Raw genomic sequence first — 13210 nt, forward strand, 5'->3', positions numbered from 1 at the left:
GATAAGAATATGATTGATGAGAAGCTTCCGAAGATTTGGTATGGTGGAGATTATAATCCTGAGCAATGGGACGAGGCGACAATGGAAGAGGACATCCGGATGTTTAAGCTTGCCGGCATTGATCTTGCAACCATTAATGTCTTCTCATGGGCTAAATCGCAGCCAGATGAGAATACCTATAAGTTTGAATGGCTTGATCGTATTATGGATCGACTTTCTGAAGCTGAAATTTCAGTGTGCTTGGCTACCAGTACAGCTGCACATCCTGCATGGATGGCGAGAAAATATCCGGATGTTCTGCGGGTGACGTTTGATGGACGCAAAAAGAAATATGGTAGCAGACATAACTCCTGTCCGAACAGCCCTACGTATCGCCACTATTCACGTGAAATAGCTAAAAGATTAGCAGATCGATATCAGAATCATCCTGCGCTTGTGGCTTGGCATGTATCGAATGAATATAACGGCTATTGTTATTGCGATAATTGTGAACGCGAATTCCGTAATTGGCTGCAGAAGCGTTATGGTACCTTGGAGAAGCTGAATGCAGTATGGTATACCAGCTTTTGGGGTCATACCTTCTACGATTGGGAGGATATTGTTGCTCCTAGTGGATTAAGTGAAGAGCAGCCAGGCAATAAATCTTATTTCCAGACGATTTCGCTGGATTATCGTCGTTTCCAATCAGATAGTCTATTAGAATGTTATCTGATTGAATATGAGGAATTGAAACGTGTAACTCCGCAAATTCAAATAACAACGAATCTAATGGGAACCTATTACGGTTTGGATTATTTTAAATGGGCGAAGCACTTGGATATAGTGTCTTGGGATAACTATCCTTCTATTGATACTCCGCCAAGCCATACCTCGATGTCACATGATTTAATGCGTGGTTTAAAGAGTGGTCAACCATTTATGCTAATGGAGCAGACACCAAGTCAGCAGAACTGGCAGGCTTACAATGCGCTGAAACGCCCAGGTGTGCTGCGACTTTGGAGTTATCAGGCGGTTGCACACGGTGCCGATACATTATTATACTTTCAATTGCGACGTTCGATCGCAAATTGCGAGAAGTATCATGGGGCAGTGATTGAACATGCTGGACATGAACATACGCGCGTATTTAGAGAGAGTGCGGAGATTGGTAAAGAGCTGCAAGTATTGTCTGATCACATCCTGGATTCACGGCTATCCTCAAAAGTTGGGATTGTATATGATTGGGAGAATCGCTGGGCAATTGATTTATCCAGTGGTCCGAGTAAGCTGCTAGATTACGTTAATGAAGTTCACAAGTTCTATGATGCCGCGTATCAGCTGCATATTCAGACTGACATGATTGGTGTCGAAGAAGATTTGAATTCATATGAGGTCATAATTGCACCGGTTATGTATATGGTGAAGCCGGGCTTTGCTGAACGTGTTGAGCAATTCGTACAGCAAGGAGGTATATTCATTACAACCTACTTCAGCGGTATTGTCGACGAACAAGATAGGGTACCAGTAGGAGGATATCCAGGTGAGCTTCGTAAAGTTCTCGGAATTTGGGCTGAGGAGATTGATGCATTACTACCGGATCAGTTCAATCAAGTGGTGATTAACGATACAAAGGGGTATTTGCAAGGGGAATATCAGTGTAGCATACTCTGTGACCTCATTCATTCAGAAGGTGCGGAGGTCATTGCAACCTATGGTTCCGATTTCTATGCCGGTATGCCATCCTTGACCGTGAATTCGTTCGGGAAGGGACAAGCCTGGTATGTCGCATCCAGCTGTGAGCCTCGATTACTACAGGACATATTGCGAACGGTATTTGCAGAAAAGCAGATTACACCAGTGCTTGATGCACCAGATGGTGTTGAGGTGACAAAACGCAGCAAAGAGGATCAGAGCTTTATATTCGTGCTTAATCACAATCCAGAGCCCGCTGCGATTCCTCTGCAAGGAGAAGTGTACATTGATTTGCTAAGTGGCGAAACAATAACCGGAGTGAGTGAGATACCGGGTCGAGGGGTTTGGATTCTCTCAAAATAAAGCAAAGAAATAATAATCGGCTACTCCTAATAGATGAGTAGCCGATTATTTAACTTAATAGACGCGAATCTCAATAATCTCTGCAGAGGAGCAACCGTTTGTAGCCTCAACGGTAATTCGGAGTTTGGTTACAGCGATCGACTGCTCTAAGGTATGAATATGTTTTCGTTTATGATTGTTGGTCATGTGCGCTAACAGTATCCATACACCATCAGAGCTCAAAGCTTCAAGTCGATAGCTCTTCACAAGCTCTGGAATGACTCTAAATGGTGTTTTGTGATGATGAAGATTAATTAGATCTTCATTTACGTCATCATTTAACGTGATATGGATTTGATCAATTATGACAGGGCGAGGCTGATCCTGCCAGCTTAGTTCAAGGTAAGCTTCCTGCCCAGCTATTAGCGGCTCGGAGATCCATAGATGAGGAACACCATAAGGTCGGGCATAACCGTCAATAATATGATCTGGCGAATAGGCTTCTGTATCAGGATAAGCTCGGAAACAAACCGGATGCCGATCGAACGGATTACGGTTCCATTGCAGTAGCGGTTGCTCTATATCACGGTCCTCGAGATCTGTTGATACAACATGACGTTGCAGCTTAGAGAATGAAAGTACTCCAGTTAGTGGTTCCCTTGAAGCATAAATGTTCAATGCAGGATTCTCTTTGATGATGATGAAAATGTTCTGTGGAACATCAGGTTTCCAAGGTAAGTCGATCGATACCCATTGTGTATCACCCTTTACGATGCTTGTTGATCCAATGATTTCAAGCTGATGCGGGATATAGTTCTCGGCTCTGCCAGTGCTCCAACCTTGTATTTCGAGGATTGTATCTGATGCTGAATCAACAAGCAGCTCAATACGTTGCAGCTCAGGTGCTACAGGAATCAGTAATCCAATATCTGTAGTGAGCTGGTGGGCTTCAGCTTGTTGCTCGCAAGCAAGCTTACGTAATGAGCTGGATGACGTGATCGTCCCGGTACGAGCTTTATCTTGCTCATCAATATTCCGTACTCCTATCAGAGAAGCATCCTGGCGAAGTAAGGTTTGCTGAAGCTCTGTAACATGCTGTTCGGCAATGCTTCGTGGTGTGATCCGATGCTGCACTGCTAGTGCTGCTCCGGTTCCCGCTGCTTCGCCAATGACGGCACATGTTGCCATGACTCTTGTTGTTCCAAAGGCGACATGTGATGCACTAATATTACGACCTGCAAAGAGCAAGTTGCTCACATTGGCAGAGTATAGTGAACGGAAGGGAATATGGTAAATACCGTCAGGTTGCATATGTTTAGAGCCGGATTCGGTTGAATATACCCCTTGTGGTGGATGTAAATCAATAGACCAGCCACCAAAGGCGATACGGTCATTAAACTCACGTTGTGCGATAATATCGTTCTGGTTCAGCACATAATCGCCAACAAAACGGCGGTATTCCCGCTTGCCCGGGCAAGAGCCTATCCATTCTAAGGTCATGTTAGCAGCTTCGGGAAATTTTCCGGAATTTTTAATATAATCCCATATTCCATAGATAACAGCCCATAGCTCGTCGCGAATATGTTCATTATCATGCACAGTGTCTAATTCCCCACCCCATTCAATCCACCAATAGTGGCAACCCGAGGTTCCGCTCTTAATGACGCGTTTCACAGGGATCGATGTTGAGGTGATATCTTTAGCGAAGCTTGGTGCAACATAGGTAATGGGTTCACCAGCATCTTTAGTATAGAACAAAATCGTGCTACCCAATGTAATTTCATCGGCTTCGAGGGGGGCCCAGCTCTCATTATATTCGTGTTGAGCTTCTCTCCCTAGTCGATATTGCGCGCCTGCTAGAAAACCTATAAGTCCGTCTCCCGTGCAATCGAGGAACATGTCACTTTCAAATCTCAGTTGTCGTTCAGAGCCCATCATCCAGCCACTTACTGAAGTGATCTCCTTTGATTCTGAGCATGCATTCGTCTCAACATCACGAACGTCAGTATTTAGGAACAGTTGGATATTAGACTCTGCCCGAACCGCTTCTAAGATTGTTAAATCCCAGATGTAGGGATTGCCTTCTGGATTGCGGTATTGATTTTCAATAAATAATTCACCCATAATGCCTGTTTCACGAGCATATCGATTATTACCATGAGCTGTTGCACCGCATACCCACACGCGAACCTCGCTACTAGAGTTACCACCTAGGACAGGACGATTATGAACTAGGGCAACCTGCTGTCCGAGTCGAGCTGCCGCGATTGCAGCACATACTCCAGCAAGACCGCCGCCAATAACGGTGACATTTGCATGGATGGTTTCTTGTCTCATTGGTTGACTGACCTCCTTTATACTAAACAATAATTCTTTGTTTAATAACATTGTAAAGGAATGATGTCAGATTATTAATGCATGGAATTATCATGACCATATCCAAAATTACAAGGAGTGAACGATATGCTCGATGATATATTGGAATATATTCCAACCGCTATTTCACACGAATATATGCAGCAAAAGCAAAAGTTCCTATTATCATCTGACACCTATTCTAATTGGGTACTTTTTGCAATCACTGAGGGCAAATTTAACTTTCGTATAGATGAAACAGAAGGAACAGTTGGCTTTGGGGATATTGTATTTTGTCCTCCGGGTATCCTTTTCGAGCGTGAAGTGCTTGAGACCGTTTCATTTTTTTTCTATACTTTTGAGTGGAGAAAATGGAGTAATGTTGTGAAAGGGTCTCCGCCCTTTCCAATAGGTTCAATTAAGCTTATAGATCAAGATCGCTTGATCTCTACTTATACTTATATGAAGCGAGTGTCAGCGCTACTAAATAAAGAGCAGCAGTTGCAATCAATAGAGATGTTATTCTCGGATCTACGGCATCAGTATTGGTTGCAAAAAAATTTGAGTGAGCAGGATTACTCGTTACGAAAACCTTCCCCTTTAATGATTCAGGCTAAAGAATGGCTTCAGCAAAATGCCTATCAGCCTGTCAAAATCAAATCATTTTCTTCACTCGTTAACATATCACCAGTGCAACTAACCCGCCAGTTTCAATCAACATTTGGGGTGACGCCGCTTGATTTTTTAACTTCCTTACGTATAGAACGAGCCAAGAAGCTACTTCTTGAAACGTATTTCAACTTGGACGAAATTGCAGAGCTATGTGGGTATGAGAACGGATATTATTTAAGTAGATTGTTTTCGAAGAGGGTTCAGATCAGTCCATCAAAGTATCGGATTATGTATCGGATTTAGCAGGAAAAAAGGTTGAATCGCTTATCACATCGCCATGTTTCTTATAAATAATAAATGCGATATTTTTTGCGGTTTGCTGGATTTCCGTTTTGGCTGGGTACGTGTTTTATCGGAGATCCATGGACGATTTTTGATGATTAGGAAAAAGTCGGTTCGGATACGTGACCCTTTTTCTTCATGATACGTCTATGCTAGGTATACTATGAAGAAAAGGTCTGAAACGGAGGCCAATAAATGAAAAGTCTTATACCCTATATATCCATAGTATGGCTTGCTTTAATCTTGTCAGGCTGCACGAGTAATGAACCAAATAATACTTCACCCAATGTTCCAGCGAACAGCACTTCTACCCCTCTAGCCACTATTTCACCTACAGTAAGTCCCAAGGATGTTTTTGAAACGGGGGTTTTTATTGATTTAGATACGTTAGAAGATCCCCTGTTTAATGATGAAATCAAACTTTCGCTACAAAGTACTCTTGAGGGCTTAGCAGAAAAAAATGAACAACTTTTTCGCAGTGCTTTCGTTGATGAACAAACAGCCAATGCATTTATGTATTTATTGGGGAAGGAGTATCGCTTTGATAAGGTTGGCACCATTTTGAAGGACAATCCAGGCAGAATTGTTGTAGAAGTCAGAGGTCTAGTGAAAGATGACTCAGGTGTTCATGAACCCAATGCCTACTACTACTTCGTCTTGTCAGATCAAAACAAGTGGGCGCTTGGAGCCATAGATTAAGGCCTCCAGATAAGTAAAGTGGTGTAACTCATGAGCCTCGAGAGGATAATAATGGAGCAATCGTGTACAATAAATGGAAAACGCAGCATAACAACAGGACAACAAGGAGGTAATATGACAGAGAGAAAAGAAAGTTCGAATCCAGGGTGGAACTTCGATAATAGTTACGCCAGTCTGCCGAAATCTTTGTTTACTATACAGAAGCCCACACCAGTCCGCTTACCGGAGCTGGTTATTCTGAATGATCCTTTGGCAATTTCTTTAGGATTAAACGGACCGGATCTGCGCACCGAAGAAGGGATAGCGGTTCTAGCTGGCAATGAGGTTCCTGAAGGTGCTATGCCTCTTGCTCAAGCCTACGCAGGACATCAATTTGGGCATTTCAACATACTAGGAGACGGGCGGGCAGTGCTTATTGGTGAACAGATCAATCCGCTCGGTGAAAGATTTGACATTCAACTTAAGGGATCAGGCAGAACGCCATATTCCAGAGGAGGAGATGGGCGGGCGGCACTTGGACCGATGCTGAGGGAATATATTATCAGTGAGGCAATGCATGCCCTGGGTATTCCTACGACCCGCAGTCTGGCGGTAGTATCAACCGGGGAGTCCTTAATCCGGGACACGGAACAGCCAGGAGCCATTCTGACCCGTGTGGCGGCCAGTCATTTACGCGTTGGGACCTTCCAATATGTTGCTGCTAGAGGCAATACCGAAGATCTTCGGACGCTAGCTGATTACACTTTGCAAAGACACTATCCAAAGGCTGACACCGGTAGTGGTAACCGCTATCTTATCCTGCTTCAGGAAGTGATCAGGCGTCAGGCAGATTTGATTGCTCAGTGGGAGCTTGTCGGCTTTATTCATGGTGTGATGAACACGGACAACATGGCCCTTAGCGGAGAGACCATTGATTATGGCCCCTGTGCCTTTCTGGATGTGTATGACCCGAATACCGTATTTAGTTTCATTGATCTTCAGGGCCGTTATGCGTTTGGCAATCAGCCCCGTATTGCGGCTTGGAATCTGGCGAGATTTGCGGAAACCCTTCTTCCGCTGCTCCATGAGGATCAGTCGGAGGCCATCAAGCTGGCCGAGAATGCCATTGCAGATTTTTCAGTGCAACAGCATCATAACTGGCTGACGGGAATGAGGGCGAAGCTCGGAATCTTTAATGAAGAACAAGAGGACATCCACCTTATTGAAGAACTGCTGGGTATGATGCAAAGGAGTCGTGCGGATTATACAAATACTTTTCGTGCCTTAACCCTGGGTAAACCCGAAGAAACTGGCCTGTTAAATACGGAGGGATTTGACCAGTGGCATAAGTTATGGCAGGCAAGACTGGATAGACAAGGGGAATCCCAAGCCTCTTCCCAGCAACTGATGCGCAGCAGCAATCCGGCAATTATTCCGCGCAACCATAGGGTAGAAGAGGCGCTGGAAGCAGCGGTGCAACAAGGTAACTACGGAGTATTGGAGAAGCTCCTTCAAGTGCTGTCAGACCCGTATGCCTATTCTGCTGAACAGACGAATTACGCGACATTGCCTAAGGAATCTGAACGTCCTTACCGGACCTTTTGCGGGACTTGATGTGCAAGTGATGAGGGGAGAAACTATGGAAAGAGTACTGGTTATCGGCTCAGGAGGATCGGGGAAATCCACACTGTCCCAAAAGCTTGGCAGCATTCTTAAGCTTCCGGTTATCCATTTGGATACTTACTTTTGGAATGCTAACTGGGTCCCGAAAGAAAATGAGGAATGGGATAAGATCGTGGAGCGATTTACTAACGAAGATCAATGGATCATAGACGGCAACTATTCAAGGACGATGGATATCAGAATCAAGAGAGCAGATCTAATCATTTTTTTGGATATGCCGAGGATGCTATGTATGTACCGGATATTCAAACGTCGGGTAATGTACAACAACAAGGCAAGACCTGATATGAACGCAGAATGTCCGGAAAAAATAGATTGGGATTTTGTGAAGTGGGTTTGGAATTACCGGTCACGAAGCCGCATGAACACGGTTAAGAGGCTCGAACAGATCCAAGGACCACAACAAGTTATTACTTTGAAAACTAGAAAACAAGTAGATGAGTTCGTCAAGTCGATGGAGAGATAGTATATTCACAGAGGTACCGCATGAATTCCAGCTAACAGGGGTACAATAGGCTCTATTCTGTTTATCCCAGGGGGAATTCCATGAACTTACAATCCGGATCTTATTATTGGCCGACCACTTTCCCGGAAGCTCCGTCCTACCCCTCCTTGAAGGAGAATATTACTTGTGACGTGGCTATTATCGGCGGAGGAAGCTCCGCAGCGCAGTGCGCGTATTACTTAGCTGACAGCGGACTTATGGCTGTTGTTGTGGAAAAAGGGACAATTGGCAGCGGGAGCACCAGTACGAACACCGCTATCATTCAATATTCAGGTGAAAAAATGTTCACTTCCCTGGCCCACACCTTTGGTGAGGCGTATATCGGACGGCATCTGAAATTGCTTAAGGAGGCAATCGACGAGATCGAACTAGCTTCGCAGCGTGCCGATATCGATTGTGAATTCTGCCGGAGAGATACGCTTTATGCTGCCAGCTGTTCCGAGGATGTAGATCGTCTGCACAGCGAATACGCTTTTATCAAGCGGCATGGCATAGAACTGGATTTTTGGACGAAGAATGACATTGAAGCGAAATATCCGTTCAGCCGGGATGCCGCTATCTATTCCTACAATGATGGCGAGCTGAATCCATACAAGTTCACCCATGCATTATTTCAGTATGCGAAGCAGCGGGGAGTTGCTGTGTATGAGCATACAGAGATGAACGGCCACCATTACGATAGGGAACAGCAGCGTATGATCATTCACACGAAAACAGGGTATGAACTTAGTGCCCGCTATGTCATTTTTGCAGCTGGCTATGAGAATATGGATATTCGAAAAGAAAAGCAGGCTTCCTTCGTGAGCACCTATACGGTCACCACTGAGCCTGTAGCGGATTTCTCTACCTGGTATAACCGAACCCTACTCTGGGAGACGGCGCGCCCCTACTTATACATCCGCAGCACTGCAGATAACCGGATTATTATCGGTGGTCTGGATGACAATACAACGTATCCGGAGGATCGGGACAGCAAGCTGATGCATAAGAAGGATAAGCTGATTGAGGATTTTAACCGGATGTTTCCCAGTATCAAGGTTGAACCTGCCTTCTATTCCACAGCATTTTACGGAGGGATTGTGGACGGTCTGCCGATCGTCGGAAAATACGATGATTACCCGAACAGCTATTTCCTGCTTGCTTACGGTGACAACGGAACGGTGTACAGCCAACTGTTGGCGAAGATTATCGTTAGCGAAATTGTCAAAGGACATAGTCCTGATATGGAATTGTATTTGCAGGACCGGCCGCTCCTCATGTAGAATTGACAGATCAATAAGCATTTAGAAGCTTCTGCTAGCGCCTTGCAGAGGCTTTTTGGTTTGAATATTATTGGGTGTTCGTGATATGGACAAATTGATGAATAAGGAGTGATGAAATGGAGAGTTCTCCGAAGCATACAGTGACTGCTGCTGTAGTTGTGATGAATGATCGTAACGAAATACTGCTGAAATATGGACCCGAACGCGGGTGGGAAATTCCAGGTGGTAGAGTGGAAGAGGGAGAATCACTTTCTGCTGCAGCCGTACGGGAAACGAAAGAAGAGACGGGTATAGATGTCGAGATTATTAAATTTTGTGGTTTTTTTCAGAATGTTAAGGAATCGGTATGTAATAACTTATTTATAGGGAAGCCCGTCGGAGGAGAGTTTAGAACATCGGATGAAAGCCTGGAGGTTAGGTATTATTCCATTGATGAGGCACTCCAAAAGATAACCTGGAAGAGTTTCAGAGAACAAATTGAATATTGTTTACATTATAAAGAGCCATTTCTAGTTGAATATAATAGCCTGGATTTTAAGAAAAAAGTATTTGGCAGGGATATCGTTGAAGGTCCGGATTTCATATAACAAAGCTTTCATCGTCCAGCTTATCACGGCACTAATAGGAAAAATTATGATTTTTAAAAACCTGTCTGGAGTTGTGCCGCTTTAGCCTTTATAATATGACAAGAGTACAGTATAAAGGAAAAGGTGTTAATTACATGAGCATATTAAATGTAGAAAAGCTGAGTCACGGATTCGGCGACCGCGCGATTTTTACCGATGTATCCTTCCGCCTGCTAAAAGGCGAACATATTGGTCTGATTGGTGCCAATGGTGAAGGTAAATCCACCTTCATGAACATCATCACAGGCAAGCTTCAGCCGGACGAAGGGAAAGTCGAATGGGCGAAACGCATGCGGGCCGGCTATCTGGACCAGCATGCAGTACTGACGAAGGGGCAATCGATTCGCGATGTTTTACGCGGGGCCTTTCAATATCTCTTCGATATGGAACAAGAGATGAATGACATGTACGGCAGAATGGGCGAGGTGTCTCCGGAGGAACTGGAGCAAATGCTGGAGGATGTCGGAACGATCCAGGACACGCTGACAAGCCAGGATTTCTATATGATCGACGCCAAAATCGACGAAACCGCCCGCGGGCTGGGATTGACGGATATCGGTTTGGATAAGGACGTTCATGATCTCAGCGGTGGACAGCGGACCAAGGTGCTGTTGGCCAAGCTGCTGCTGGAGAAACCGGACATTTTGCTGCTGGATGAGCCTACGAACTATCTGGACGAGCAGCACATTGTATGGCTAAAGCGGTATTTGCAGGAATACGAGAATGCCTTTATTTTGATATCACATGACATTCCGTTCCTGAATAGTGTAATCAACCTGATCTACCATATGGAAAATCAGTCGTTGACACGTTATGTGGGGGATTACGAGTATTTCCAGCAAGTGTACGAGGCGAAAAAGTCTCAGCTTGAATCTGCGTTCAAACGTCAGCAGCAGGAAATTGCGGATCTGAAGGACTTCGTTGCGCGGAACAAGGCCAGTGTGGCTACACGGAATATGGCGATGTCCCGGCAGAAAAAGCTGGATAAGATGGACGTTATCGAACTCGCCAGAGAAAAACCGAAACCGCAGTTCAACTTCAAGGATGCGCGTACTTCCGGCAAACTGATATTTGAAACCAAGGAACTGGTGATCGGGTACGATTCTCCGTTGTCGAGACCTCTGAACCTCCAAATGGAGCGGGGACAGAAGATCGCCCTCGTCGGAGCGAACGGAATCGGTAAGACAACCTTACTGCGCAGCATTCTCGGCCAGATCCCGGCGATTTCAGGTTCGGCCAGACTTGGCGATCTGCTGGAAATCGGCTATTTCGAACAAGAAATTAAGGGAACGAACTACAACACCTGTATTGAAGAGATTTGGACCGAGTTCCCGTCTTACACCCAGTTTGAAATCCGGGCAGCGCTTGCCAAATGTGGTCTGACTACCAATCATATTGAGAGCAAAATCGCAGTCTTAAGCGGCGGCGAGAAAGCCAAAGTCCGCTTGTGCAAGCTGATTAACCGTGAGACGAATCTGCTTGTACTGGATGAGCCGACCAACCATCTCGATGTGGATGCGAAGGATGAACTGCAGCGTGCACTCAAAGCGTATAAAGGCAGCATCTTGCTGATATCCCATGAACCAGAATTTTACCGCGATATCGTGACGGATACTTGGAACTGCGAATCGTGGACAACAAAAGTATTTTAATCAGCCTGGAATAATGCGAGTCTGAATGATGACCCGTAAGATGGAAGCTTTGAAAAAAGTGACACTCTTGCGGGTCATTTGTATTGGGCTCTACTGGATTGGATGTGGAGGGGCACGTATGGAAGTACATAATCAGTCAACGTCTGTAAAGCAGCCCAAAAAGAGTATAGTCAATATCATTGTGGACGGTATCTCGGGAATCTTTCTTCCGATTGTCAATATTCTGAGCGCGGCGGGCATTATGAAAGGGTTATTGGCTGGCGCGGCAGCACTGGACCTTCTCAGTAAAACAGAAGGAACGTATATTGTGCTGAACGCGATGGCGGACAGCCTGTTCTACTATCTTCCTATTCTTCTGGCGTATACAGCAGCCCGTAAGTTCGGGGCCAACCCATTTACTGCTGTCGTGATTGCCGGGGTGCTGTTGTACCCGAGTCTGACCACATTGTTTGCTGACCATGAGACGATAAGGTTTCTCGGCGTGGGCATTACTCCAGTCAACTATCCGGCTAGCGCGATTCCAATCATTCTCGCAGTAGGTTTGCTGGTCTATGTGGAGCGAATTTGCGGTAAAGTGTTGCCTGAGATCATTCGGGAATTTTTTACACCTTTGATTTCTATTATTGTGGTCTCATCCGCAGCGCTGCTGTTGTTCGGGCCGATGGGCACACTTGCTGGGGACGCGCTCGCTCAAGGGTACAAGTTTGTGTATAATCTCAGTCCGATAGGGGCGGGAATAGTGATTGGCGCAATCATTCAGCCGATGGTCATCTTCGGTCTGCACTGGAGTCTGGTACCGCTGGCGATTAATAATATCACCCTCAATGGTTCGGATACCCTCTTGGCGCTGATGGGTCCGGCCTCCTTCGCACAGGCAGGAGCGGCGCTCGCGGTTTTCATCAAAGCCAAAGACAAGAAGTTCAAAACCTTGAGCTTGTCCGCGTCCATTTCGGCCTTGTTCGGAGTGACCGAGCCCGCGATGTTTGGTGTGAACCTTCCTTTGCGCAAGCCGATGATCATTGTTTGCTGTGCTGGAGCCATCGGCGGAGGATTGTCGGGGATGTTTGGAGCGTCGGCGATCTCATTTGCTTTTGCGGGACTGGCGACTTTACCTGCTTACTTGGGTGACGGGTTCGGCGGTTTCCTGATCGCCTGCACAACTGGATTTCTGATTGCTCTGATTGCGACGCTGCTCGTAAAGCTGGAGGCTGAGCCTGTGGTGGATGCACAAGTGAAGTAAAGGGAAGAAGAAACTAGATTATACTAAGAGATGACTTCTGGATTGTTCGGGAGTCATCTTTTTTGTCTTTCCCATTGATTCCACTCTAATCCTCGAAGAAAAATATAGGATTGACAGACTTATTATACTAATAGTCCATTCATTTCAACAGTTGGCTTAGATCACTAGTCTTTTTAGCTATAGCTGGGGTGTTTTTGAGGACTTTTATTGAGAAATTTTAGGAAATTAAGACCTATAGAATC

Annotated in this window: 10 protein-coding genes; 9 read left to right on the forward strand and 1 reads right to left on the reverse strand. The window is 45.4% G+C overall.

The genetic code is table 11. The features are described from left to right. Positions 1–9: 9 nt before the first annotated feature. Complete coding sequence (locus ACAN54_RS00830) at positions 10–2034, forward strand: beta-galactosidase (protein ID WP_379151117.1); 2025 nt, start codon at positions 10–12, stop codon at positions 2032–2034. A gap of 54 nt (positions 2035–2088) precedes the next feature. On the opposite strand, the gene ACAN54_RS00835 is transcribed toward ACAN54_RS00830, so the two are convergent. Beyond that, positions 2089–4350: an FAD-dependent oxidoreductase gene (locus ACAN54_RS00835; RefSeq protein WP_379151120.1), complete on the reverse strand. Its 2262-nt coding sequence runs from the start codon at positions 4348–4350 to the stop codon at positions 2089–2091. 126 nt (positions 4351–4476) lie between these two features. Here ACAN54_RS00835 and ACAN54_RS00840 point away from each other — a divergent pair, with 126 nt between their 5' ends. The 8 genes from ACAN54_RS00840 (at position 4477) to ACAN54_RS00875 (ending at position 12968) form a co-directional block, all read left to right on the forward strand. Beyond that, entirely contained in the window at positions 4477–5283 is an 807-nt protein-coding gene (locus ACAN54_RS00840) for a helix-turn-helix domain-containing protein (RefSeq protein ID WP_379151123.1), read from the forward strand. A gap of 234 nt (positions 5284–5517) precedes the next feature. Beyond that, positions 5518–6021: a hypothetical protein gene (locus ACAN54_RS00845; RefSeq protein WP_379151126.1), complete on the forward strand. Its 504-nt coding sequence runs from the start codon at positions 5518–5520 to the stop codon at positions 6019–6021. Positions 6022–6135: 114 nt separating this feature from the next. After that, a complete protein-coding gene (locus tag ACAN54_RS00850) occupies positions 6136–7614 on the forward strand; it encodes a protein adenylyltransferase SelO (RefSeq protein WP_379151129.1) in 1479 nt (492 codons plus the stop codon). Positions 7615–7639: 25 nt separating this feature from the next. Next, the gene (locus ACAN54_RS00855; protein WP_379151132.1) at positions 7640–8149 is read left to right on the forward strand and encodes a DNA topology modulation protein; all 510 of its coding nucleotides are present in this window, start codon (positions 7640–7642) and stop codon (positions 8147–8149) included. Between the two features lie 80 nt (positions 8150–8229). Beyond that, entirely contained in the window at positions 8230–9450 is a 1221-nt protein-coding gene (locus tag ACAN54_RS00860) for an NAD(P)/FAD-dependent oxidoreductase (protein ID WP_379151136.1), read from the forward strand. Between the two features lie 116 nt (positions 9451–9566). After that, entirely contained in the window at positions 9567–10037 is a 471-nt protein-coding gene (locus ACAN54_RS00865; RefSeq protein ID WP_379151139.1) for an NUDIX hydrolase, read from the forward strand. 134 nt (positions 10038–10171) lie between these two features. After that, entirely contained in the window at positions 10172–11728 is a 1557-nt protein-coding gene (locus tag ACAN54_RS00870; protein ID WP_379151142.1) for an ABC-F family ATP-binding cassette domain-containing protein, read from the forward strand. A 118-nt stretch (positions 11729–11846) separates the two neighbouring features. Further along, entirely contained in the window at positions 11847–12968 is a 1122-nt protein-coding gene (locus ACAN54_RS00875) for a PTS transporter subunit EIIC (protein ID WP_379151145.1), read from the forward strand. Positions 12969–13210 lie beyond the last annotated feature (242 nt).

Source organism: Paenibacillus diazotrophicus (genome assembly GCF_042610465.1).

Excerpts from the sequence above, each read along its gene's own strand:
- ACAN54_RS00830 (WP_379151117.1), top strand. The coding sequence starts at position 10 with ATGATTGATGAGAAGCTTCCGAAGATTTGGTATGGTGGAGATTATAAT.
- ACAN54_RS00835 (WP_379151120.1), bottom strand. The coding sequence starts at position 4,350 with ATGAGACAAGAAACCATCCATGCAAATGTCACCGTTATTGGCGGCGGT.
- ACAN54_RS00840 (WP_379151123.1), top strand. The coding sequence starts at position 4,477 with ATGCTCGATGATATATTGGAATATATTCCAACCGCTATTTCACACGAA.
- ACAN54_RS00845 (WP_379151126.1), top strand. The coding sequence starts at position 5,518 with ATGAAAAGTCTTATACCCTATATATCCATAGTATGGCTTGCTTTAATC.
- ACAN54_RS00850 (WP_379151129.1), top strand. The coding sequence starts at position 6,136 with ATGACAGAGAGAAAAGAAAGTTCGAATCCAGGGTGGAACTTCGATAAT.
- ACAN54_RS00855 (WP_379151132.1), top strand. The coding sequence starts at position 7,640 with ATGGAAAGAGTACTGGTTATCGGCTCAGGAGGATCGGGGAAATCCACA.
- ACAN54_RS00860 (WP_379151136.1), top strand. The coding sequence starts at position 8,230 with ATGAACTTACAATCCGGATCTTATTATTGGCCGACCACTTTCCCGGAA.
- ACAN54_RS00865 (WP_379151139.1), top strand. The coding sequence starts at position 9,567 with ATGGAGAGTTCTCCGAAGCATACAGTGACTGCTGCTGTAGTTGTGATG.
- ACAN54_RS00870 (WP_379151142.1), top strand. The coding sequence starts at position 10,172 with ATGAGCATATTAAATGTAGAAAAGCTGAGTCACGGATTCGGCGACCGC.
- ACAN54_RS00875 (WP_379151145.1), top strand. The coding sequence starts at position 11,847 with ATGGAAGTACATAATCAGTCAACGTCTGTAAAGCAGCCCAAAAAGAGT.